The organism is Stenotrophomonas sp. 2YAF26 (assembly GCF_052114625.1).
GTDB classification, from domain to species: Bacteria; Pseudomonadota; Gammaproteobacteria; order Xanthomonadales; family Xanthomonadaceae; genus Stenotrophomonas; species Stenotrophomonas indicatrix.
The window spans coordinates 151858-175962 of the sequence record NZ_JBFRFC010000005.1; the positions used below are offsets into that span (position 1 = coordinate 151858).

Sequence of the window (24105 nt, forward strand, 5' to 3'; positions counted from 1 at the left end):
GAGAGATTATTTGTCGCAGCCCTGCAGCTTCAGCACCTGGCCGTGGCGCAGGCTGTAGCCGGGGGCCTTGAGGCCATTGGCGCGGGCCAGCACCGGCACATCGCACTGGAACTTCGCGGCGATCCGGCCCAGAGTCTCACCCTTGCCGACCTTGTAGCTGCGGGCCGGCTTGGCGCGCGGGGCCGGCGCCGGGCGCGGCGCAGCCAACGGCGCTGCGGGCGTGGTCGGCACGCTGCTGGCGGCATTGGGATCGACCACCGGCACCACCCCGCCCACGGCCACGCTGCCGGTGTAGCTGGCGGCGCTCGGGCGCACGATCGCGGCATTGAGGTCGGCGGTGATCAGGGTGCGGGCCAGATCGGCACGCGGGCCGCTGACGCAGTTGCGCGCGTACAGGCCAGCAATGCGGTTGGTGGCGTTGATGAGGGTTCCTGCCGGAATCCAGCCATCGGCCTCATAGCGCGGGTTGAGGTTGCGCAATGCGCGCATGTAGCCGTCGCGGGTGCCATGGCTGCCCAGGCAGATGGTCAGTTCGTAGATCGTGGTCGAGCGGGCCAGGCGGATGGTGGCCGGTTGCGCGTTGATCTTCGGGAACTCCACGCCGTATTGCTGGGGGTGCAGGAAGATCCAGGACGCGGCGATCACCATCGGCACGTAGTCCTTGGTTTCGCCCGGGAACTGGTTGTAGACGCTGTCCACCCAGAAGCTCTGGCCCGGGTACTGCTTGTAGACGCGCGCTGCGCGGCCCTCACCGCCGTTGTAACCGGCCAGCGACAGTTCGACGTTGTTGTTGAGCTCACGCATCCGCTCGTTGAGGTACGTCGCGCTGGCTTCAGCGGCGCTGCGCGCATCGAAGCGGGTATCGAAACCGGTACCGTCCGGGCCGAGGCCGAAGCGGCGGCCGGTGGCCGGCATGAACTGCATCAGGCCCGCGGCGCCAGCACGTGAGGACGCATGTACACGGCCGTTGGATTCCTTGGCCATGATGCCGAACAGCAGCGCCTCGGGCAGGCCGCGCTTCTCCCATTCCGGCCACATCACCGCGCGCAGGTTCTGGTAGTTCTCGTAGGTGGTCATCAGCGCCGGGCGCATGTCGGTCAGCCAGCGGCGGATGCCGGCCTGCACGGCGGGGTTGTACTCGACCATGTTGTCGAAGGCATGGCGCTTGTCGTTCAGCAGCGCCGCTGCGCGTGCCGCCTCCGGCACATCCGCAGCCAGCGGGCCGACATGGTCCGGGTCGGCCTCCAGGCGGTCGCCGGCTTCATCGACCACGTCATCATCGGCGGCGGCATCGGCGTCGTGCTTGAGCAGCCGCTTGTAGGTCGCCAGCATGTTGCTCATCTGGCAACCCTTCTGCTTCACGCATTCGCTGATGACATCTTCCATGTCCTCCAGCGCGGCATCGGCCTCGTTGCGACCCTTCGGATCGGCGTTGGCCACCAGCAGCACGGCATCGCTGTAGCGCTTCTCGGCTGCAGTCATGCGCTGCTGCAGTGCATCCACCTTCACCTTGTCCCGGGCCGAAACCCGCTGTGCGTGGGCCTCCGGTGCCAGGGAAACCAGGCCAGCCAGGGCCAGCAGCGGCCAGGTGCGGGAAATCAGGACAGGAACGGGCATTGGTGGCACTGTGTATGAAACAGGCAGGCAGAGTAGCGGCGCTGCCAAGGTCGGGGCAAGCCGACCTTCGGCCCGTCACTGTCGGCGGTTAACATTGGCACATTCATCACAAGGGCTGGACCATGGATCCGATTCTGCTCGGCAAAGGCATCACCGACGATGTGGCTGTCACCCTGCTGCCGAAACTCGGCAACCGCCATGGGCTGGTCGCCGGCGCCACCGGCACCGGCAAGACCGTGACCCTGATGACCCTGGCCGAGGGCTTCTCGCGGATCGGGGTACCGGTGTTCCTGGCCGATGTGAAGGGCGATGTGTCCGGTCTGGCCGTGCCGGGTACCGGCGCCGAGAACCTGCTCAAGCGCGCGGCCGAGATCGGTGTGAGCGACTATGCCCCGGCCGCCAGCCCCACCGTGTTCTGGGACCTGTACGGCAAGCTCGGCCACCCGGTGCGCACCACCGTGAGCGAGATGGGCCCGACCCTGTTGGCCCGCATCCTGGAATTGAACGACACCCAGGCCGGCGTGCTCGACATCGTGTTCAAGCTGGCCGACGACCGCGGCCTGCTGCTGCTGGACATGGACGACCTGCGCGCCCTGCTCGGCCTGGTGGCCGAGGAGCGCAAGGACATCTCCACCGAGTACGGCTTGGTCAGTGCGCAGTCGGTGGCCGCCATCCAGCGCGCCCTGCTGCGGCTGGCCCAGGACGGCGGCGAGCATTTCTTCGGCGAACCGGCGCTGGAACTGGCCGACATCATGCGGGTCAGCCATGACGGCCGCGGTGTCATCGGCATCCTTGCCGCCGACCAGCTGGTGCTCAAGCCCAAGCTGTACTCCACCTTCCTGCTGTGGCTGCTATCGGAGCTGTTCGAGCAGCTGCCCGAAGTGGGCGACCTCGACAAGCCGAAGCTGGTCTTCATTTTCGACGAAGCGCACCTGCTGTTCGACGATGCACCGCCCGCTCTGGTACAGCGCATCGAACAAGTGGTGCGGCTGATCCGTTCCAAGGGCGTGGGCGTGTACTTCTGCTCGCAGTTCCCGGACGACGTGCCGGCCAACATCCTCGGCCAGCTCGGCAACCGTGTACAGCACGCGCTGCGCGCATTCACCCCGCGCGACCAGAAGGCGGTGAAGACCGCCGCCGAGACCTTCGTACCGAACCCGAAGCTGGATGTGGTGAAGGTGCTCAGCCAGCTCGGTACCGGCGAGGCGCTGGTGTCCACGCTGCAGGACAAGGGCGTGCCGATGCCGGTGCAGCAGACGATGATCGCGCCGCCGCGCTGCCGCATGGGACCGGTCACCGAGACCGAACGTTCGCAGGTGCGTGCTGGCAGCCCGGTCGGCACCCGCTACGACACTGCCGTCAACCGCGAATCGGCCGCCGAACTGCTGGCCCAGCGCGCGCAGAAGGCCGTCGAGAAAACCGATGCGCCCGCCGCGCGCAGCCGTGAGCAGGACGAGGCGCAGGAAGGTGGCTTCGGGCAGTCGATCAAGGACGCGATTTTCGGCACCAAACGCCGCCAGGGCATGATCGAGACGATGGCCAAGCAGACCACGCGTACGGTCGGCACCAAGCTGGGCAACCAGATCGTGCGCGGCATCCTCGGTGGCATCTTCGGCGGCAAGCGCTGAGAGCTCCGATAGTACCTTCACCTTCGCGGCGCGCCGGCGACGGCGCGCCGTAGTTGTTTCATTCCGCACGAGAAGCCGCATTACATGTCGCGTTGGCGTCCCCCCGCAGAAAAGAGCACCGCACTGATCACCGCCGCCGGCCATGCGCGCCTGAAAACCGAGCTGGATGAGCTGTGGCGGGTGCGTCGACCGGAAGTGGTCAAGGCGCTGGCCGCGGCCGCGGCCGAAGGCGATCGCTCGGAAAATGCCGAATACACCTACCGCAAGAAGCAGCTGGGCGAGATCGATCGTCGCGTGCGCTACCTGACCAAGCGCCTGGAATCGCTGCGTGTGGTCGACACCACGCCGACTGATCCACAAGCAGTGTTCTTCGGTGCGTGGGTGGAACTGGAGAACGTGGACAGCGGGCAGACCAGCCGCTACCGCATCGTCGGGCCGGATGAGACCGATGCGGGACTGGGCTGGATCAGCATCGATTCGCCCTTGGCGCGGGCCTTGTTGAAGAAGCGCCTGGATGATGAGTTTTCAGTGGAACTGCCCAGTGGCAACCACACCTTTGCGGTGATCGGTGTGGAGTACGAGACCGCGGCCAACGGCTGAGCCTGTGGCGGGCAGCGGCGCTCAGCCGGGCATGGGCTCGGTTCTAGAGAAGCGGCGGCGGATAGCGGCGCCCTTCGCGCAGCGGACGAAAATAATCGTCGTTCGCGTAAAAGGCTGGCACCTGGTCGGTGTGCCAGCCGGGAATGCCCGCCAATGGCAGCGGACGCAGTTCCAAGGGATCGAGCAGCACCCTGCCCTCCTTGATGGCCCGCGCGACCGTGACGATGCAGTCCACATCGTCATCGCCCTGCAGCACCACGCATTTGCCGACCAGCAGCCGGCCCGGCAGCAGCGCCTGTTCCATCAAGGCATGACCGAATACTGCGGCGATGGCGATCCGACCTGACTGCCAATGGATCGGCTCGAACAGCACGCGCCACTGGTGAGCATCCCAGGCTGCAAGCAATGCCGGGTCGCGCATGCGTACCACCACGCCGGTTTCATCGAACTGGGTCAGCGCGGCCTGCGCGCGGTTGCGCTGTCCTGCGGCCATGCCCTCGATGTGCCGGCATTGCTGCGCGTTGAGTGCGCACTTGATCGGCAGGTAGCGTGCCCAGACCAGGGCATTGAACAGGTCGTGCCAGTTGCCCGCGCGGGTTGCGATGCACCCTTCGGCAATGCGCGTTTCGTAATGCAGGCCGTCTGCCAGCAATGCCACATCCTGTTCAACAAAGCGCTTGCCCGGCAGCGCCAGGCGCGCGTCCAGATCGACCACGCGTGGCCAGTCCGCTGCCGTCAGCAGATCACCGAACCCAGCGATACCGGCAAACAGCGGATGATCGAACGCAGCACTGTCCACCGCCGCACGCAGCGGTGGCACGAAGCGGCGGGGGCCGCCATCAGCAGCCTCCGCCCCGGTCACAGCACCTTGAGGTCGAATGCCGGGCGCGTGGTCGGCGGCAGTGCGTCGCCGTAGAGATCGTGCTCGTCGCTCTCGGTGATTTCCACGTCGACGAACTCACCCACGCGCAACGCCACCTGGTCTGCGTTCTGGATATGCACCAGGCCGTCGATCTCCGGAGCATCGGCCTTGGAACGCGCCACCGCGATATCGCCTTCGATGGCATCGACCAGGCATTGCTGCACCGTGCCGATCTTGGCTTCCAGACGCGAAGCCGAAATCTGCGCCTGTTTCTCCATGAAGCGCGCCAGTCGTTCCTGCTTCACTTCCTCCGGCACCGGATCCGGCAGGTTGTTGGCCGTGGCGCCCTCGACGGGCGAGTAGGCGAATGCACCGACGCGGTCCAGCTGCGCTTCGTCCAGGAAGGACAGCAGCTCTTCGAACTCGGCCTCGGTCTCGCCCGGGAAACCGACGATGAAGGTCGAACGCACGGTGATGTCCGGCGCGATGCGGCGCCAGTTCTGCACGCGCTCCAGGGTCTTCTCGACCGCGCCGGGGCGCTTCATCAGGCGCAGGATGCGCGGGCTGGCGTGCTGGAACGGGATGTCCAGATACGGCAGAATCCGGTTCTCGGCCATCAACGGCACCACGTCATCGACGTGCGGATACGGATAGACGTAGTGCATGCGCACCCACGCATCCAGTTCGGACAGGCCTTCGCACAGTGCCTTCAGGCGGGTCTGGTAGGCCTTGTCGCGCCACATCTTCTCGGCGTACTTCACATCCACGCCGTAGGCAGAGGTGTCCTGCGAAACCACCAGCAGTTCGCGCACACCGCCGCGCACCAGGCGCTCGGCTTCGCGCAGCACCTCGTCCACGGGACGCGAGACCAGCTTGCCGCGCATCGACGGAATGATGCAGAAGCTGCAGTGGTGGTTGCAGCCTTCGGAAATCTTCAGGTATGCGTAGTGGCGCGGGGTCAGCTTGATGCCGTAGTCCGGCACCAGATCCACGAACGGGTCGTGCTTGGGCGGCAGCGCCGCATGCACCGCTTCCATCACGCTCTGGTAATCCTGCGGCCCGGACACCGCCAGCACGTTCGGGTACGCCTCGCGGATCTGCTCCGGGCGCTTGCCCAGGCAGCCGGTGACGATGACCTTGCCGTTCTGGTTCATCGCCTCGCCGATGGCATCCAGCGATTCGGTCACCGCCGAATCGATGAAGCCACAGGTGTTGACCACCACCACGTCGGCCGAATCGTAGGACGGGACGATGTCGTAGCCTTCCGACCGCAGCTGGGTGAGGATGCGCTCGGAATCGACGAGGGCCTTCGGGCAGCCAAGGCTGACGAAGCCGACTTTGGGGTTCAGCTGGGACATGGAATCGCGGGACTCTGGGGGCCTGGGCCCCTGCCGGCATGGCAGGGGGACCTGGGGGCCGGGGCCTGAAGGGGCGCCAGTATACCGGGGTTGAACGGCCGCCTCTGAATCATGAGCCGCCCGATTCCGCACAACCGCTGACATCGCGCTAACCCGCCCAGCATCGACAATGCAGGCCTGGCCCCTGCAACGAGGTACCCCCGATGTCCGAATGGATCACCCTGGATACGCATTACGGCCCGGTCCGCGCCTGGCAGGCCCTGCCCGAAGGAGCCCCGCGCGGCAGCCTGGTGGTGGTACAGGAGATCTTCGGCGCCAACCCGCACATCCGCAGCGTCGCTGAGCGATTCGCGGCCGAGGGCTACGCCGTGTTGGCGCCGTCGTTCTTCGACCTGGTCGACGGCCCCGAGGCCGACCCGGATGCCCTGCCCTACACCCCCGAGGGAGTGAAGGATGGGCTGGAGCGGGTTACCGCGCTGGGCATGGAAAAGGCACTGGAAGTGGTCCGCGCCGCGGCAACCCGGCTGGCACCGCATGGAAAGGTCGGCACGGTCGGCTACTGCTGGGGTGGCAGCGTCGCCCTGCTGTCCGCGCTGCGCCTGGGCCTGCCCTCGGTGAGCTACTACGGCGCGCGCAACGTGCAGTTCCTGGACGAGACGCCGAAGGCCCCGGTGATGTTCCACTTCGGCGCGCAGGACAAGAGCATCCCGCCGGAGGCGATCCAGGCGCACCGTGAGAAGCTGCCGCAGATGGCGACCTACGTCTATCCGGCCGACCATGCCTTCAACCGCGAGGTCGGACATGCGTATGATCCAGACAGCGCCGCCCTGGCGCTGCAACGCACCCTGGACTTCTTCTCGGAGCATCTTGGATGAGCGATTTCGAACTCGATTCACGCCTGGCCACCGATAGCGTGCTGGTGGCCGAAGGCCCGTTGTCGCAAGTGCGACTGATGAACGACGAACGATTCCCCTGGCTGGTCCTGGTGCCGCGTCTGGCCGGGGTGACCGAGTGGATCGAGCTGGACGGCGAGCAGCAGGACAAGCTGCGCACCGAGCTCAACCGCGCCTGCAAGGCCCTGCACGGTTCAGACGGGGTGGAGAAGATCAACATCGGCGCGCTGGGCAACATCGTACGCCAGCTGCATTTCCACGTGATCGGCCGCCACGACGGCGATCCGGCGTGGCCGGGACCGGTCTGGGGCAGCGGTCCGGCGCACCGCTATGAACCGGCTGCACTGGACCAGCATGTCGCCTACTGGAAGGAACGGCTAGGATATCCGGCCCATTCCTGAGCCAGTGCCGACCCGATGCGATTCAATATCGTCGCCGCCATCCTGCTGATCCTGATCGGCCTGTTCATGCTGGCCAGCAACCTGGGCTGGACCAACCTGAACCTGTCTCGCCTGCTGCTGACCTGGTGGCCGCTCGGCCTGGTCGCCGTAGGCATCGCGATCCTGTTCGGTCGCGGCAAATAAACAAAGGCGGCGCATGCGCCGCCTTTGTCCTGCAGCGCCGGGGCATGCCCGGCAAGCGCAGCGCGGCCCCACAAACGGAAACGCCGGGCATGGCCCGGCGCTACCGATACGCGCTGACGCAAGCTGTCAGGTGCGCGGCAGGGTCACACCGGTCTGGCCCTGGTACTTGCCGCCACGATCCTTGTACGAGGTCTCGCACACTTCATCGGACTGGAAGAACAGCATCTGCGCCACGCCTTCGTTGGCGTAGATGCGCGCCGGCAGCGGCGTGGTGTTGCTGAATTCCAGGGTCACGTGGCCTTCCCACTCCGGCTCGAGCGGGGTCACGTTGACGATGATGCCGCAACGCGCATAGGTACTCTTGCCCAGGCACACCACCAAGGTATCGCGCGGAATGCGGAAATACTCGACCGTGCGTGCCAGTGCGAAGCTGTTCGGCGGAATGATGCACTCATCACCGACGATGTCGACGAAGCTGCCCGGGTCGAAATGCTTGGGGTCCACGATCGTCGAGTTGATGTTGGTGAACACCTTGAACTCGCGCGAGCAGCGCACGTCGTAGCCGTAGCTGGAAGTGCCGTAGCTGACGATGCGCTCGCCGTTGGCCTGCTTGACCTGCCCGGCCTCATACGGCTCGATCATGCCGTGCTGTTCGGACATCCGGCGGATCCAACGGTCACTCTTGATGCTCATGCTCTGTCCTGGGTGCGAGGGGGCGCGAGGATTCTAACAGGGGGCCGGGCGTCGCCGCCGCAGCCCCGCCAGCAGGCCCTTACAGCAGCGAGGACAGGATCGGGATCGAGGCGCGCGGGCGCTTGCCCACCTCCTCGACCAGACGCTGGGCGGCGCGATGGTAGGCCTGGGCCGCCGCCGATTCCGGCTGCGCGGCGGTGATCGGGGTACCGGCATCGCCCTGCTCGCGGATGCCGATCTGCAGCGGCAGCGACCCCAGCAGCGGCACGCCGTACTGCGCCGCCATGCGCTCGCCACCCCCCTCGCCGAACAGGTGCTCCACATGACCGCAGTTGCTGCAGGTATGCACGGCCATGTTCTCGACCACGCCCAGCACCGGCACCTCGACCTTCTCGAACATCTTCAGCGCCTTCTTCGCATCCAGCGTGGCGATGTCCTGCGGCGTGGTGACGATCACCGCGCCGGCCAGCGGGATCTTCTGCACCAGGGTCAGCTGGATGTCGCCGGTGCCCGGCGGCAGATCGATCAGCAGATAGTCCAGGTCGTCCCACAGCGTGTCTTCGAACAGCTGGGTCAACGCCGCCGTCGCGCGCGGTGCGCGCATGATCAGCGGCGTTTCGTCCTCGACCAGATAACCGATCGACATGGTGTCCACGCCGAAGGCCCGCATCGGCTCGATGCTCTTGTTGTCCGGGCTTTCCGGGCGACCGGACAGGCCGAGCATCGCCGGCACGCTGGGGCCGTAGATATCGGCATCAAGCACGCCTACGCGCGCCCCCAGCTGCTGCAGTGCGACGGCCAGGTTGACCGCCGTGGTCGACTTGCCCACCCCACCCTTTCCCGAGCCCACCGCGATCACGTTGCGGATGCGCGCATGCGGCGCCAGTCCCTTCTGCACCTGGCTGGCATGCGGACGACGGGAAGAACTGTTCACTGCGGACTCCGGGTGAATCGATAAGAAGAACCCAACATCATACTAGCTGGACGTACGCTGACTGAAATTCAGGATTGCTACAGATTCGTGCACAGATTGTTAAGTTCATGTTACGTTCGCTGGGCACTGGTTTTGGGCTGCGTTGCTGGTTCTACAGCACGCACGATGGCGCATGCGCAGTGCCGTACTCGTATTTGCTCTCTGAACGGAACTACATGAAAGACCTTCGCAATTCCGCACGTCGCAACACCCTCGCCGTCGCCTTGATCTCCGCCCTGGTTGCCGCCTCGCCGGCAATGGCCCAGGACAAGGCCACCAACCTGGACAAGATCACCGTCACCGGCTCGCTGATCCCGCAGACCCAGGTCGAGACCCAGACCCCGGTCATGACCATCAGCGCTGAAGCCATCCAGTCGCGCGGCTTCAACAGCGTCGCCGAAGTGCTGCAGCAGTCCTCGCTGACCACCGGCGGCATCCAGGGCGGCCAGACCTCCGCTTCGTTCACCCAGGGCGCTGAAGCCGCTGGCATGTTCGGCCTGAATCCGGGTTACACCAAGTACCTGATCAACGGCCGCCCGATGATGTCCTACCCGGCGCTGTACAACGGCGGCGACGCGTTCAACAACATCAGCGGCATTCCGATCGACATCGTCGAGCGCATCGAAGTCCTGCCGGGTGGCCAGTCCTCCCTGTACGGTTCGGATGCGATCGCCGGCGTGGTCAACATCATCCTGAAGGACCACATGGAAGGCGGCAGCCTGTCCGTGCGTGGCGGCACCACCACTGAAGGCGGCGGCAACAGCTTCCGCATCAGCGGCGCACACGGCTTCTCGGCGCTGGACAACCGCTTCAATGCACTGGTCAACGTGCAGATCGAAAGCAGCAACCCGATCTGGGGCTACCAGCGTGATCTGACCAAGCAGAACAACACCAACGGCTACACCGCACAGCTGCCGTCGAACGACTTCGCCGTCATCGACGCCAAGACCAATGCGCTGTACATGATGGACCCGAGCAACTGCGCCAACGTCGCCGGCCAGTTCGATGGCACCACCGTGCTGGCGAACCGCCCGACCGGCCAGTCCTGCGGTTCGGTGTTCGGCGCAGGCTACAAGACCCTGAAGAACGGCAAGGACAGCGGCCAGTTCTATTCGTCGATGACCTTCGATGTGAACGACAACTTCCAGCTGTTCGCCGACGTGCTGTACAGCAAGGAAAAGACCGAATACACCTCCGGTTCGAACTACCTGTGGTGGGGCACCAAGAGCGGCATGGGTGGCTTCTATGACCAGACGTCGGGCAAGCTGGTCAACCTGCAGCGCGCGTTCGCTCCGGAAGATATCGGCGGCGAAGGCTACAAGGGCATCCTGAACAACGACAAGAGCCGTTCCTACCAGGTCACCCTGGGCGGCAAGGGTGCGGTCGGCAACTGGGACTACAGCCTGAGCTTCACCCGCGGCGAGTACCGCCTGGATGAAAGCAAGTTCCAGCGCTTCGGCAATGCCATCAACAGCTACTTCGCTGACAAGGTACTGGGCCCGCAGCTCGGCACCAAGGATGGCTTCGGCATCTACAACACCAACTGGGGCGCGTTCTATTCGCCGATCGCGCCGGAAGACTTCGCCGGCTTCACCGGTTACACCACCAACCATGCGCGCACCTGGCAGAACATGGCTCGTGCCCAGGTCACCAATGGCTCGCTGTTCTCGCTTCCGGGCGGCGACGCCGGCCTGGCCGTGGTCGTCGAAGGTGGCAGCGAAGGTTGGGACTACAGCCCGGACCAGCGCCTGCTGGACGGCGATGTGTGGGGTTCGTCGGCTGTTGCCGGCAATGGCCATCGCAGCAACTACGCGGTGACCAGCGAATTGCGCATGCCGCTGCTGGAGTCGCTGACGGTGACGGCTTCCGGTCGCTATGACGCCTTCAAGATCGGAGACAACACCGTCGACAAGGCCACCTACAGCGTCGGTGTCGAGTTCCGTCCGATCGAAAGCCTGCTGTTCCGCGGCAAGTACGGCACCGCCTTCCGCGCGCCGACCCTGCCTGACGCGTTCCAGGGCCGCAGCGGCTACTACGCTGCCAACTCCACCGACTACTACCGTTGCGGTGAGCTGGGCTACGTGCCGGGTAACACCGACGCCTGCCGCTACGCGGACAGCGTCTCGGTCTACTCCGAGCGTGCCGGCAACCCGGACCTGGAGCCGATCACCGCTGACGTCTGGAATGCGGGCATCGTCTGGGCGCCGATGGCGAACCTGTCGATCTCGGCCGACTACTACAACTGGAAGATCGAGAACGAAGTCGATACGGCCAGCACCGACCAGCTGCTGCTGGCCGAGTACTACTGCCGCAACGGCCTGCCGAACGGCTCCTCGGCTACCTGCCAGAACGTGGCTGACTGGGTCACCCGTGATTCGGCCGGCAACCTGAGCTCGCTGTACACCCCGAAGATGAACGTGGCCCGCCAGAACCTGCAGGCCGTGACCGTCGGCTTCAAGTACCTGCAGGACATCGGCCGCTTCGGTTCGCTGCAGGTCTCGGGCAACTACACCAACATGCTGAAGCGTGAAGTGCAGGCGCAGCCGGGTGAGGACTTCCAGGACCTGCTGGGCAACCCGAAGTCGATGTGGAACTACGACAGCTACGCCAAGGTCCGTTCCGACGCGTCGGTGGCCTGGTCGTTGGACAAGTGGACCACCACGCTGTACGCGAACTACATCGGCCACACCCCGAACTACCTGGCGGGCCTGAACGGCTATGAGTACACCCATGGTGCGTCGGGTTACAAGGCAGGCAAGTGGGCTTCGTACACCACCTACAACCTGAGCGTTAACTACCGCGTGCAGGATGACCTGACCCTGTCGCTGATGGTCAACAACGTGTTCAACAAGATGCCCGAGCAGCAGGCCCACAGCTACCAGGGCACCTCCGGCACGCCGTTCAACAACTACCTGTACAACGTCTACGGCCGCACCGTGTACGTGCAGGCCAAGTACGACTTCGGCAAGTAATCCCGTCGTTTTCCGGGTTTGATTCCGGACCAGGCCCCGCTTCGGCGGGGCCTTTTTTTTGCCGGCGCATATGCATCGATCAGCGCATGAACATCTCGATTGTTAAATATCCAATGATTTACGGGATATTCATTAAGCCAAACTCGGCAAATTCGTACCAATTTCGTAACGCATTGTTTTTAAATATATTTTTATTAACTCGAAACGAGCGATTGCGAGAGCGCGACAACTCCGCGAAAAACAAGTTAAGCGTGTGTTACGTTCGAAAAACGCCGCCTTTCTGCGTCCACGGGCTGCTGAACCATCCATGAGTTCCCAGGAAAGGGAAAACGCGTTTCTCACGACCACACGGAGTACCGCATGTCTCGCAATGGCTTCCCGCGTCACCCGCTCACCCGCGCCGTCCTCAGCGGCCTGATCCTGGCCAGCAGCAGCGCGATCGCGCTCGCCCAGGACAACACCCCCACCGATCTCGGACGCGTGACCGTCACCGGCTCACTGATCCCGCAGACGCAGATCGAGAACCACACGCCGGTACTGACCGTCACCGCCGAGGACATCCAGACCCGCGGCTTCACCAGCGTTGCCGAGGTGCTGCAGCAGAACTCGTTGACCACCGGTGGCCTGCAGGGCGGCCAGACCTCCGCTTCGTTCACCCAGGGCGCTGAAGCCTCGGGCATGTTCGGCCTCAGCCCGAGCTACACCAAGTACCTGATCAATGGACGGCCGATGCTGTCCTACCCCGCTCTCTACAACGGCAGCGACACCTTCAACAACCTCAGCGGCATCCCGATCGACATCGTCGAGCGCATCGAGATCCTGCCCGGTGGGCAGTCCTCGCTGTACGGCTCGGACGCGATCGCCGGTGTGGTCAACATCATCCTCAAGGACCGCATGGACGGCGGCGTGCTGAACGTGCGCGGCGGCGGTTACACCGAGGGTGGCGGCAACGATTTCCGCGTCAGCGGCGCGCATGGCTTCAATGCATTCGATGATCGCTTCCACGCGTTGGTCAACGTGCAGTACGAGAAGAGCAGCCCGATCTGGGGTTACCAGCGCGACCTGACCAAGCAGAACAACACCAAGGGTTATACGCCGCAGGTTCCGACCAACGACTTCCTGGTCTACCTGCCGGGCCAGCAGAACGCTTACGTGATGATGGACCCGAGCCGCTGCGCCAACGTCGCCGGCCAGTTCGGCGGCACCACCGTACTGGGCACACGCGCTACCGGTGAGTCCTGTGGCTCGCCCTTCAGTGCCGGCTACAAGACGCTGAAGAACGGCAAGGAAAGCAGCCAGATCTATTCGTCGATGTCCTTCGACGTCAACGACAACTTCCAGCTGTTCGCAGACGCGCTCTACAGCCTGGAAGAAGTGCAGTACAACGCCGGTTCGGGCTACGCCTTCTGGGGCAGCGATGTCGGCTTCGGTGCGTTCGTCGACCAGGCAAGTGGCGAATACATGAACCTGCAGCGCGCGTTCGCGCCGGAGGACATCAGCGCCGCCGGCTACCGCGACACCATGAGCACCGATCGCAACAAGGCCTACCAGATCACTCTGGGCGGGCGCGGCAACGTTGGCAACTGGGATTACAGCGCCAGCTTCAGCCGTGGCGAGTACAAGCTGACCGAGCGCAGCTTCGCGCGCTGGGCCAATGAGATCGACAGCTACTTCGAAGACCGCGTGCTGGGTCCGGTGCTGGGCGTCACCGACGACGGCTACAACATCTACAACCCGAACTGGGGCGCGTTCTATTCGCCGCTGCCGGCCGGCGATTTCCAGACCTTCACCGGTTTCACCTACAACAAGAGCCGCACCTGGCAGAACCTGGGCCGCGCGCAGATCACCAATGGTTCGCTGTTCAAGCTGCCCGGTGGCGATGCCGGCCTGGCAGTGGTGGCCGAAGCAGGCAGCGAAGGCTGGTCGTATACCCCCGACCAGCGCCTGCTGGACGGCAGCGTGTGGGGCACCACCTCGGTGGCCGGTGCCGGACATCGCAGCAACTACGCACTGACCAGCGAACTGCGCATGCCGTTGCTGGAGTCGTTGACCGTGACCGCCTCGGGCCGCTACGACGCGTTCAAGATCGCCGACAAGACCGTCGACAAATCGACCTACAGCATCGGCGTGGAGTTCCGTCCCATTGAAAGCCTGCTGTTCCGCGGCAAGTACGGCACCGCCTTCCGCGCGCCCAGCCTGTCCGACGCCTTCCAGGGCCGCAGCGGGTACTACGCCAACAGTTCGGTCGACTACTACCGCTGTGGCCAGCTCGGCTTCAACCCGAGCGACACGGTTGGCTGCCCGTATGCCAACGAATCGGTGTTCGGTGAGCAGTCCGGCAACCCCGAGCTGGAAGCGATCACCGCCGACGTCTGGAACGCGGGCATCGTGTGGGCCCCCATCAACAACCTGTCGGTGTCGGTGGATTACTACAACTGGAAGATCAAGAACGAGGTCAACACCCTCAGTTCCGACCAGTTGCTGCTGGCCGAGTACTACTGCCGCAACGGCCAGACCAACAACACCTCGGCCAGCTGCCAGAACGTGAGCGACTGGATCACCCGCGATGGCACCGGCAAGCTGGAGCAGATCTACACGCCGAAGATGAACATCGCCAGCCAGAACCTGCAGGCGGTCACGGCCAGCTTCAAGTACGTGCAGGACATCGGCCGCTTCGGTGCGCTGCAGTTCTCCAGCAACTACACCAACATGATCAAGCGCGAACTGCAGCCGCAGCCGGGCGACGAGTACCTGGACCTGCTGCGCGACCCGTACGCGATGTGGAACTACGACCAGTACGCCAAGGTGCGTGCCGACGGTGCGGTGGGCTGGGCGAAGGACAAGTGGACCACCACCGTGTACTTCAACTACATCGGCAAGACGCCCAACCGCATGGCATACCTGGGCAAGGGCTACGACTACGTGCATCCGTCCGGCTACGAGGCCGGCAAGTGGGGCTCGTACACCACCTACAACCTGAGCGTGAATTACCAGGCGATGGACAACCTGACGCTGTCGATGATGGTCAACAACGTGTTCAACAAGATGCCCGACGGCCAGGCCCACAGCTACGCCGGCAACATCGGCGCACCGTACAACAGCAGCATCTACAACCCCTACGGCCGTGCGGTCTACGTGCAGGCCAAGTACGAGTTCGGCGGGAAGTAAGCGCCGCGCCCGCGCTGCCCGGGAGGCCCCGCTTAGGCGGGGCCTTTTTCATGCCCGTCAATTGAGACGGAAGATCAAAATAAGTCTCATAAATTAAATAATGAGAAAAGCATCCGCGAAGGCGGCAAGCCCTTGATCTACATAAGAAACATCGACTTCGATCGATTTTGTTCCGCAACGCAACATTTTGAAACATTCCCAGACAATCGCGTTTACGCACTGATTTCAAAGGACTTTTCTTCCGATGAGCAGCACATCCGTGTGACGGGACCGTTTTGACAACGTGAACGTCGTGTTACGGTCCGGCTGAATGGATTGCAACTGAACACATCATGAAGATGTCAGGGAGGACATCAGCCAGACGACATCGCTCATTACGGGGATCCATCATGTCTCGCCATCGCTCCACGCCTTCGCGTCACCCCCTGACCCTTGCCCTGATCGGCACCCTGCTCGCCTCCGGCGCAGCCCACGCGCAGGACACCGGCCCGACCCAGCTTGACCGCGTCACCGTCACCGGCTCACTGATCCCGCAGACGCAGATCGAGAACCACACGCCGGTCCTGACCGTCACCGCCGAGGACATCCAGACCCGCGGTTTCACCAGCGTCGCCGACGTCCTGCAGCAGTCCTCGCTGTCGACCGGCGGCCTGCAGGGCGGGCAGACCTCCGCTTCGTTCACCCAGGGTGCCGAGGCCGCCGGCATGTTCGGGCTCAGCCCCGGCTACACCAAGTACCTGATCAACGGCCGCCCGATGCTCTCGTATCCGGCGCTGTACAACGGCAGCGACAGTTTCAACAACATCAGCGGCATTCCGATCGACATCGTCGAGCGCATCGAGATCCTGCCCGGCGGCCAGTCTTCGCTGTACGGTTCGGATGCGATCGCCGGCGTGGTCAACATCATCCTCAAGGAGCGCATGGATGGCGGTGTGCTCAACGTCCGTGGCGGTGCCTACTCCGAAGGCGGCGGCAACAGCGTACGCGTCAGTGCGGCGCGCGGCTTCAATGGTGTCGACGATCGATTCCATGCGCTGGTCAACGTGCAGTACGAAAAGACCAGCCCGATCTGGGGCTATCAGCGTGACCTGACCAAGGTCAACAATCCCGACGGCTACAGCCCCCAGTACGTCTCCAACGACTTCCTGGTGCTGCTGCCGGCCAACAGCAACCGCTACGCCATGATGGACCCGAACCTGTGCGCCAACGTGGCGGGCCAGTTCGACGGCACCACCGTGCTCGGCACCCGGCCGACCGGCCAGGCCTGCGGTTCGGTCTATGGCACCGGCTACAAGACCATCAAGAACGGCAAGGAAAGCGGGCAGATCTACAGCTCGATGACCTTCGATGTGAACGACAACTTCCAGTTGTTCGGCGACGCGCTCTACAGCCTGGAAGAAGTGAAGTACGCCACAGGCTCGAACTACACCTGGTGGGGCACCTCCTCCGGCTGGGGCCGCTTCTACGATCAGGACAGCGGCCAGTACATGAACCTGCAGCGCGTGTTCGCGCCGGAGGACATCGGCGCCGGCGGCTATCGCGACATCATGAACACCGATCGCAACAAGGCTTACCAGGTCACGCTCGGCGGCCGCGGCACGGCCGGCAGCTGGGATTACAGTGCCAGCTTCACCCGCGGCGAATACAAGTTGACCGAGCGCAACTTCGTGCGCTGGAACGATCCGATCAACGACTACTTCGAGCAGCGCGTGCTGGGGCCGGTGCTGGGCACCACCAGCACCGGGTACAACATATACAGCCCGGACTGGGAAGCGTTCTACTCGCCATTGCCGAGCGGTGATTTCCAGAGCTTCACCGGCTACACCTACAGCCAGAGCCGCACCTGGCAGAACCTGCTGCGTGCGCAGGTCACCAATGGTTCGCTGTTCAAGCTGCCCGGCGGCGACGCCGGCTTCGCTGTGGTGGTTGAAGGCGGCAGCGAAGGCTGGGATTACACGCCCGATACCCGGCTGGTGGATGGCAGCGTGTGGGGTACCACTGCGGTTTCCGGCGCCGGCCATCGCAGCAGCTACGCGGTGACCAGCGAACTGCGCATGCCGTTGCTGGAATCACTGACGGTGACCGGCTCCGGCCGCTACGACGCCTTCAAGATCGGTGGCAACACCATCGACAAGGCGACCTACAGCGTCGGCCTGGAATTCCGTCCGATCGACAGCCTGCTGTTCCGTGGCAAGTACGGCACCGCGTTCCGCGCGCCCACCCTGTCCGATGCCTTCCAGGGTGTCAGCGGCTACTACGCCAACGGCTCCACCGACTACTACCGTTGCGGCCAGCTGGGCTACGACCCGGCCAACACCACCGGCTGCCCGTATGACAGCGTGTCGGTGTTCGGCACCCAATCCGGCAACCCGGACCTGGAGCCGATCACCGCCGATGTCTGGAACGCCGGCATCGTGTGGGCGCCCATCAACAACCTGTCGGTGTCGGTGGACTACTACAACTGGAAGATCAAGAACGAGGTCAACACCCTCAGTTCCGACCAGTTGCTGCTGGCCGAGTATTACTGCCGCAACGGCCAGACCAACAACACCTCGGCCAGCTGCCAGAACGTCAGCGACTGGATCACCCGCGACGCCTCCGGCGTACTCGATGAGATCTATACGCCGAAGATGAACGTGGCCAGCCAGAACCTGCAGGCGCTGACGGCCAGCTTCAAGTACGTACAGGACATCGGCCGCTTCGGTTCGCTGCAGTTCTCCGGCAACTACACCGACATGCTCAAGCGCGAACTGCAACCGCAGCCGGGCGATGAGTACCTGGACCTGCTGCGCGACCCGTATGCGATGTGGGTGTACGACTCGTACGCCAAGGTGCGCGCCGACGGTTCGATCGGCTGGGCCAAGGACAAGTGGACCACCACCCTGTATGCCAACTACATCGGCAAGACGCCGAACTACATGGCCTACCTGGGCAATGGCTACGACTACGTCCACAGCTCCGGCTACAAGGCCGGCAAGTGGGGTTCGTACACCACCTACAACCTGAGCGTGAACTATCGGGCGATGGACAACCTGACCCTGTCGCTGATGGTCAACAACGTGTTCAACAAGATGCCTGACAACCAGCGGTACAGCTTCGCCGGCACCAGCGGCCAGCCGTACAACAACTACCTGTACAACGCTTATGGCCGTGCCATCTACGTGCAGGCCAAGTACGAGTTCGGCAACAACTGATCCGTCGACGTCGTTTCCTGCAGCAGAAGACCCCGCTCCGGCGGGGTCTTCTGCTTTGGGTGGCACCGGTGCGGTAAGGGAGGGCGGAGCGGCGGCGGCACTGCCAAGGAAGGTCATCGATCTGCTACCTTTCGACCTTGTTCACAATCCAGTCAGCTTCAGCCGATCAACGCGCAGCAAAAGGACAAGACATGCACGTGATTTCCGCTCGCACCCTGTGCGGTGCCCTCTCCATGGCCCTGGCCGGCGCCACGGCACACGCCGCTCCCATCCCGATCGAAGACCTGGCACGCATGCCAGCGTTGCAGTCGGTCTCGATGAGTCCGGACGGCAAGCATCTGGTCGCGTTGATCCCCTCTCCGGGCAACCCGGAAGAAACTGCGCTGGCCAGCTGGGATACCGACGCAATGGGAGGTGCCCCGAAGGTGGTTACGCCCTCGGGCGACCGGATGAAGTTCATTGCCGTGGGCGCTCTCAAGTCCGACCAGATCCTGGCGGTCGGCCGCCAGGAGTGGACCGGGCAGCTTGGGGGGTGTGGCGAGGGCAGCGTATCGGGTGCGACCAAGACATTCGTGGTCAAGACCTACCTGACCGACCAGAGCCAGAAGACCTTCAACGAAGCATTCGCCGACAACACGCGCAAGCTGGGCGTGAGCGAACAGACCCAGCGCTGCCTGGAACTGGGTGGCAGCGCATCGCTGGTCAACATGCTGCCGCTGGATCCGGACCGGGTCATCATCCGCCAGCTCAGCGAGATAACGCTGACCGCCAATTACTACCTGTACAACCTCAAGACCAAGGAAACCGAACTGCTGTTCCGCGGCGGCACCCGCGCCCAGCCTGCGTTGTTCGACCCGCGCAGCGGCAAGGTGCTCGCCAAGAGCCAGATCGAACCGGTCAGCGGCGATTACGACCAGCAGATTCAGATCCTTGATCCGAGCTCCGGGCAGTTCGTACTGCAGAAGCCGCTGCTGACACGCCTGTCCAACCGGCATACGGTCGAGTTGGCTGGTGTGGACGATGCCACCGGCAAGTACTACGTCCTGACCGACCTCTTCTCGGACAAGGTGCAGGCACATCTGTACGACGCCAAGGCGCAGAAGTTCGATCCCGAACCGGTGCTGGCCAATCCAAACTTCTCCATCGCAAGCCTTGTCTTCAGCACCCAGCCGAGCACCTTCAATCAAGTGGTCGGATTCACCATCGATGGCCCTTCGCAACAGACGGTCTACGTCGACCCGACGCTGAAATCGATCCAGGACACGCTGAAGCAAGCTGCGCCGGGAAGGCAGATCGAGATCAGCCGCTACAACGATGATTTCTCGAGGATCCTGTTCCGCGCTACCGGTCCGGATGCACCGCCCTCCCATTTCCTGCTGCTGGATCGGAAAAAGGTGGTGAGCCTGGGCAGCGAGCGTCCGTGGATCAGCAAGGGCACGGTGGGCGAACAACGCTGGGTGAACTACAAGGCACGCGACGGACGGGTCATTCCTGCCATCCTGGATCTCCCTGCGGGCTGGAAGGAAGGCGATGCCGCAGCGCCGGCCATTGTCCATCCACACGGCGGCCCCTGGGCGCGTGACTACGTGCAATGGGATGCCTCCGGCTGGGTCGCGCTGCTGACGTCTCGCGGATATGCCGTGCTTCGCCCGCAGTACCGTGGCTCCTCTGGCCTGGGCCGGGACCTGTGGATTGCCGGCGACCGCGAATGGGGCCAGAAGATGTCCGACGACAATGATGACGGTGCGGCGTGGCTGGTGTCGCAGGGTTTCGCTGCGAAGGACCGCATCGCGATCTTCGGCTACTCCTACGGCGGCTTCGCTGCTGCCGCAGCCACCGTTCGCCCAGGCAGCCCGTATCAGTGCGCGATTGCCGGCGCTCCGGTCACCGATCTCGCACGCTTGGGCACCAGCTGGAGCGACAACCGCCTGCAGCGCATCCTGCAAGGGCAGACGGTCAAGGGCATGGATCCGATGCGCAACACCGCCAGCGCCAACATTCCGGTGATGCTGTTCGTGGGTGACCGCGATGTGCGTACACCCTCTTTCCACGCCCAGGGCTTCTACGAAGCGGTGAAGGACAAGGTGCCTGCGCAGTACCACCTGATTGCCGACCAGCAGCACAGCATGYCGTGGTACCCACGCCAGCAGCGGGAAACGCTGGGCCTCATCGAAGGCTTCCTGAAGAAGGATTGCGGCCCGGGCGGCCTCTGACCCCTAGATCGTGTCGCTGAGCGCCCCCGCCTGGCATCCGCCAGCGGGGGCGTTTCGCATCCACACGATGAATTTCCCTTAAACATCAAAGCATTACAGGCACGCTTCGTTCATCTTGCATTTACTTTACGGCAAACATACACTCCGTTAACCGAAGCGTAACAAATAGGGAAATTACCGAAATGCGCAACGTCATTCGCCTCTCCAAGCCGAGCCGCGTCCCGCTGACCTTGGCGGTTCTGGCCTGTCTACATGTCGCTCCTGCCTTTGCCCAGGAAACACCACAGCAGGAAGCTGCTTCGTCAAGTACCACCCCCGCATCCAAGCGCGCCACCGAACTTGACACCGTCGTCGTCACCGGTTCGCTGATCAAGCGTCCGGAGTACGAGACCACGTCGCCGGTGCAGGTCATCTCGATCGACAAGGCGATCTCTGCCGGTCAGTTCGATACCGCCGACTTCCTGCAGACGTCTTCGATCGCTGCAGGCTCCACGCAGATGAACAACCAGTTCGGCGGCTTCGTCGTCGAAGGCGGCACCGGTGTGCAGACGGTCTCGCTGCGTGGTCTGGGCGCGAACCGCACGCTGATCCTGCTCGACGGCCAGCGTCCCGGCCCGGCCGGTACCCGTGGCCAGGTCGCCGCGTTCGATCTGAACGTCATTCCGCAGGCCATCCTGCAGCGGCTGGAAATCGTCAAGGACGGCTCCTCCTCCATCTACGGCTCCGATGCGCTTGCCGGCGTGGTCAACCTGATCACCAAGAAGAGCATCGACCGTCCGGAGATGACCTACTCCATGAGCGTGCCGCAGCATGGGGGCGGCGAGCAGTTCTCTGCCTCGATCGCCAACGGCTGGAACTTCGATAAGGGCAGTGTCGTGGCGGCCGCGCAGTGGGACCGTCTGAACGCACTGACCGTGGGTGATCGCGATTACTTCCGCTGCGCCGAAGACATGGTCTGGGGCACTGACGGCAAGCGGATCGACCGTGAGGATCGCTCGATCCTGGCCGGCAGCAACCTGGCAGGCTGCAGCACCGGCAACCTGTACGCCAATACCATCATCAACTACAACAACCCGGCAATCCGCTACGTGCCCTCGCCCGATGGCAGCACGGTGGGCCCGTTCCCGGGCTATCGTCCACGCCCGCGCCCGACTCCGACCTACGCCAACGGCGGCACCGCGTACTACCAGGATGTCCTGAACTTCCCGTTCTACCACGACCAGGAAGTGATCAATCAGCGTGAGCGTGCCTCGTTGTACGCCGCCACTGACTTCAGCTTCGACAGTTTCAACTGGAAGACGCAGTTCCTGTACAACCGCCGTGAGACCAAGGCGCACAGTTGGCGCCAGTTCTACCCGACGGTCTACAGCGAGGCCGCCGATGACTACTTCCAGGTCATCATGCCGTTCCCGAGTGACCAGAAGATCACGGTCGACTACTTCTACGGCACCACCAAGTTCGATGGCCAGTTCAAGTCGACCGACAGCTGGACCTGGGAAGTCAACGCTGGCTTCAGCCGCTCCACCGGCAAGTACGGCACGCTGTCGATCGATGTCGACCGCGCCGGCGACCTCGTCTATACCGACGACGACATGCCGGTGAACTACTTCGATCCGGGCTTCCTCAACGGCACCCGCATGAATGAGCTGATTGCCGCCGTGGGCCAGTACCACACCGGCAAGACCACTTACGATCAGACCAGTGCCAACGCGATCTTCAGCGGCAACCTGTTCACCCTGCCCGCCGGCGATGTCGCCTCGGCATTCGGTGTCGAGTTCCGCAAGTACAAGATCGATGACACGCCGTCGGATTTCGCACTCGCGGACCGCGCCTGGAACTCCACCTCTGCCGGCCCGACCCGTGGCACCGACAAGGTCAAGGAAGCGTTCGCCGAAGTCGACGTACCGCTGCTGAAGGGCATCCCGGGCATTGAATCGTTGTCGGTCAACCTGTCCGGCCGCGTGTTCGAATACGACTCGGTGCCGGGCTCGGATCACGTCTGGAAGACCGGCGTGAACTGGCAGATCATCCCGTCACTGCGCGTGCGCGGCACCATGGGTACCTCGTTCCGTGCGCCGGGCCTGTACGAGCTGTACCTGGGCGATCAGACCGGCTTCCTGCCGCAGACCCAGATCGACCCCTGCATCCAGTGGGGCGACAGCAACAACACCTTCATCCGTGCCAACTGCGGAGCGGCCGGCATTCCGGACACCTATACCGGCGGCGGCGGCACTAGCGCCACCATCTATTCCGGTGGCGGCGGCAAGAACAACCTGCAGCCGGAAACGTCCAAGGCCAAGACCCTTGGCCTGGTCTGGAGCCCGACCTTCGCCAACCTCAACGTGGCGCTGGATTACTTCGACTATGACGTGCGCGGTGAAATCACTCAGCTCGACGAGTACGACATCGTGTTCGGCTGCTACGGCTCGGCGGTGTTCCCCAACGCATTCTGTGACCAGATTGTGCGCAACAGCCCGACCAACGCGTCGGCGCCGAACAACATCACCACGATCTACAACAAATACGTGAATATCAACCGCGAGCGCACCCGCGGCTACGACCTCCAGGTCAACTACGACAACGACTTCTCCTTCGGCAAGATTTCCGCTGAAGCGCAGGTCACCTACACCATCGAAGATACGTACCAGCTGTTCGACTCGGCTTCTGACAGTGGTATCACCACCTCCGACCAGGTCGGCTACATCGGCCGGCCGAAGACCGTCGGCCTGGCCAGCGTCAGCCTGGAACGGGGTGACTGGACGTTCAACTGGCAGGGCACGTACGTCAGCAGCACCCAGAACAAGGACCTGGACCGGAACTTCACCTATTCCGGCTACCAGAACGCGACCCGCGACATCAAGGCCGGCTGGCAGTTCCGCCACAGTGTCTCTGTCGGCTACGACATGGATGACTGGAACATCATGGTCGGCGTGCGCAACCTGTTCGACAAGGAGCCGGACCTGATCTCCAACACCGCCGGCACCCGTTATGGCAACACGCCGTTGTACGCATCCCAGTACGACTGGTACGGCCGCACGTTCTTCGCGCGCGTGTCCTACAAGTTCTGATCGCAGCATTGCAGCACATGAAAAGGGCGGCTCCGGCCGCCCTTTTCTTTTGCCTGCGGCAAGCGGGCGGCGCACCGTGACCGCCGATCACCGCCAGCGCTGACACCACGCCCCGCGGCACACAAATGGCTCCTGAATGCGCTGACCGCCCACCACTCCCCGTCGCCACGCAGGAGGCAAGCGATGTACTTGCGAGACACCTTTTTGCGCAAAGCGCGGCTTAACAGGCCATTCACATGTGGCCCATGCCGCCAGACTCGGCACATCACAAATGAGACTAAG

The 24105-nt window shown here is 63.6% G+C and carries 15 protein-coding genes; 10 read left to right on the forward strand and 5 right to left on the reverse strand.

All coding sequences use genetic code 11. The annotated features are described in order from the left end of the window. Positions 1-6: 6 nt before the first annotated feature. Positions 7-1617: a transglycosylase SLT domain-containing protein gene (locus AB4Y98_RS07590; protein ID WP_363732401.1), complete on the reverse strand. Its 1611-nt coding sequence runs from the start codon at positions 1615-1617 to the stop codon at positions 7-9. Between the two features lie 122 nt (positions 1618-1739). Here AB4Y98_RS07590 and AB4Y98_RS07595 point away from each other — a divergent pair, with 122 nt between their 5' ends. Next, positions 1740-3245 carry a helicase HerA-like domain-containing protein gene (locus AB4Y98_RS07595; RefSeq protein WP_223495970.1) on the forward strand — a complete coding sequence of 502 codons (1506 nt, stop codon included), beginning with the start codon at positions 1740-1742 and terminating at the stop codon, positions 3243-3245. 84 nt (positions 3246-3329) lie between these two features. Next, the gene (greB, locus tag AB4Y98_RS07600; RefSeq protein WP_032975018.1) at positions 3330-3845 is read left to right on the forward strand and encodes a transcription elongation factor GreB; all 516 of its coding nucleotides are present in this window, start codon (positions 3330-3332) and stop codon (positions 3843-3845) included. A 43-nt stretch (positions 3846-3888) separates the two neighbouring features. Here the strand turns inward: greB and AB4Y98_RS07605 are convergent, their stop codons facing one another. Together AB4Y98_RS07605 and rimO are read right to left on the reverse strand one after the other, a co-directional pair. Continuing rightward, entirely contained in the window at positions 3889-4707 is an 819-nt protein-coding gene (locus AB4Y98_RS07605; protein WP_312106847.1) for a DUF3025 domain-containing protein, read from the reverse strand. Further along, on the reverse strand, positions 4704-6065 hold the full coding sequence (gene rimO, locus AB4Y98_RS07610; protein ID WP_025876127.1) for a 30S ribosomal protein S12 methylthiotransferase RimO: 1362 nt from the start codon (positions 6063-6065) through the stop codon (positions 4704-4706). Before rimO ends, AB4Y98_RS07605 begins: the two co-directional genes overlap by 4 nt. A 203-nt stretch (positions 6066-6268) precedes the next feature. Between rimO and AB4Y98_RS07615 the strand changes: the two genes are divergently transcribed. Genes AB4Y98_RS07615 through AB4Y98_RS07625 form a run of 3 tightly spaced genes read left to right on the forward strand, consistent with a single transcriptional unit; the run spans position 6269 to position 7542 of the window. Continuing rightward, entirely contained in the window at positions 6269-6940 is a 672-nt protein-coding gene (locus tag AB4Y98_RS07615; RefSeq protein ID WP_442244085.1) for a dienelactone hydrolase family protein, read from the forward strand. Beyond that, the gene (locus AB4Y98_RS07620; protein ID WP_032975033.1) at positions 6937-7359 is read left to right on the forward strand and encodes an HIT domain-containing protein; all 423 of its coding nucleotides are present in this window, start codon (positions 6937-6939) and stop codon (positions 7357-7359) included. Before AB4Y98_RS07615 ends, AB4Y98_RS07620 begins: the two co-directional genes overlap by 4 nt. 15 nt (positions 7360-7374) lie before the next feature. Continuing rightward, positions 7375-7542, forward strand: coding sequence for a LiaI-LiaF-like domain-containing protein (locus tag AB4Y98_RS07625; RefSeq protein ID WP_025876120.1), 168 nt, complete (start codon positions 7375-7377; stop codon positions 7540-7542). A gap of 126 nt (positions 7543-7668) precedes the next feature. On the opposite strand, the gene dcd is transcribed toward AB4Y98_RS07625, so the two are convergent. After that, entirely contained in the window at positions 7669-8235 is a 567-nt protein-coding gene (gene dcd, locus AB4Y98_RS07630; RefSeq protein WP_025876117.1) for a dCTP deaminase, read from the reverse strand. A gap of 79 nt (positions 8236-8314) precedes the next feature. Then, entirely contained in the window at positions 8315-9169 is an 855-nt protein-coding gene (gene apbC, locus AB4Y98_RS07635; RefSeq protein ID WP_025876115.1) for an iron-sulfur cluster carrier protein ApbC, read from the reverse strand. 215 nt (positions 9170-9384) lie between these two features. Between apbC and AB4Y98_RS07640 the strand changes: the two genes are divergently transcribed. The 5 genes from AB4Y98_RS07640 to AB4Y98_RS07660 all read left to right on the forward strand — a co-directional run bounded on the left by AB4Y98_RS07640 (position 9385) and on the right by AB4Y98_RS07660 (position 23823). Continuing rightward, positions 9385-12180 carry a TonB-dependent receptor domain-containing protein gene (locus tag AB4Y98_RS07640; RefSeq protein ID WP_442244086.1) on the forward strand — a complete coding sequence of 932 codons (2796 nt, stop codon included), beginning with the start codon at positions 9385-9387 and terminating at the stop codon, positions 12178-12180. A 360-nt stretch (positions 12181-12540) separates the two neighbouring features. Then, complete coding sequence (locus AB4Y98_RS07645; RefSeq protein ID WP_442244087.1) at positions 12541-15348, forward strand: TonB-dependent receptor domain-containing protein; 2808 nt, start codon at positions 12541-12543, stop codon at positions 15346-15348. Between the two features lie 389 nt (positions 15349-15737). After that, on the forward strand, positions 15738-18542 hold the full coding sequence (locus tag AB4Y98_RS07650) for a TonB-dependent receptor domain-containing protein (RefSeq protein WP_025876109.1): 2805 nt from the start codon (positions 15738-15740) through the stop codon (positions 18540-18542). A 191-nt stretch (positions 18543-18733) separates the two neighbouring features. Then, positions 18734-20755, forward strand: coding sequence for an alpha/beta hydrolase family protein (locus AB4Y98_RS07655; RefSeq protein ID WP_442244088.1), 2022 nt, complete (start codon positions 18734-18736; stop codon positions 20753-20755). Positions 20756-20937: 182 nt separating this feature from the next. After that, positions 20938-23823, forward strand: a complete 2886-nt coding sequence (locus tag AB4Y98_RS07660; RefSeq protein ID WP_428705142.1) for a TonB-dependent receptor domain-containing protein — start codon at positions 20938-20940, stop codon at positions 23821-23823. The last annotated feature ends 282 nt before the right edge of the window (positions 23824-24105 follow it).

What these genes read in the sequence shown, in the direction of transcription:
- AB4Y98_RS07590 (WP_363732401.1), bottom strand. Translation starts at nt 1,617, where the DNA reads ATGCCCGTTCCTGTCCTGATTTCCCGCACCTGGCCGCTGCTGGCCCTG.
- AB4Y98_RS07595 (WP_223495970.1), top strand. Translation starts at nt 1,740, where the DNA reads ATGGATCCGATTCTGCTCGGCAAAGGCATCACCGACGATGTGGCTGTC.
- greB (WP_032975018.1), top strand. Translation starts at nt 3,330, where the DNA reads ATGTCGCGTTGGCGTCCCCCCGCAGAAAAGAGCACCGCACTGATCACC.
- rimO (WP_025876127.1), bottom strand. Translation starts at nt 6,065, where the DNA reads ATGTCCCAGCTGAACCCCAAAGTCGGCTTCGTCAGCCTTGGCTGCCCG.
- AB4Y98_RS07615 (WP_442244085.1), top strand. Translation starts at nt 6,269, where the DNA reads ATGTCCGAATGGATCACCCTGGATACGCATTACGGCCCGGTCCGCGCC.
- AB4Y98_RS07620 (WP_032975033.1), top strand. Translation starts at nt 6,937, where the DNA reads ATGAGCGATTTCGAACTCGATTCACGCCTGGCCACCGATAGCGTGCTG.
- AB4Y98_RS07625 (WP_025876120.1), top strand. Translation starts at nt 7,375, where the DNA reads ATGCGATTCAATATCGTCGCCGCCATCCTGCTGATCCTGATCGGCCTG.
- dcd (WP_025876117.1), bottom strand. Translation starts at nt 8,235, where the DNA reads ATGAGCATCAAGAGTGACCGTTGGATCCGCCGGATGTCCGAACAGCAC.
- AB4Y98_RS07640 (WP_442244086.1), top strand. Translation starts at nt 9,385, where the DNA reads ATGAAAGACCTTCGCAATTCCGCACGTCGCAACACCCTCGCCGTCGCC.
- AB4Y98_RS07645 (WP_442244087.1), top strand. Translation starts at nt 12,541, where the DNA reads ATGTCTCGCAATGGCTTCCCGCGTCACCCGCTCACCCGCGCCGTCCTC.
- AB4Y98_RS07650 (WP_025876109.1), top strand. Translation starts at nt 15,738, where the DNA reads ATGTCTCGCCATCGCTCCACGCCTTCGCGTCACCCCCTGACCCTTGCC.
- AB4Y98_RS07660 (WP_428705142.1), top strand. Translation starts at nt 20,938, where the DNA reads ATGCGCAACGTCATTCGCCTCTCCAAGCCGAGCCGCGTCCCGCTGACC.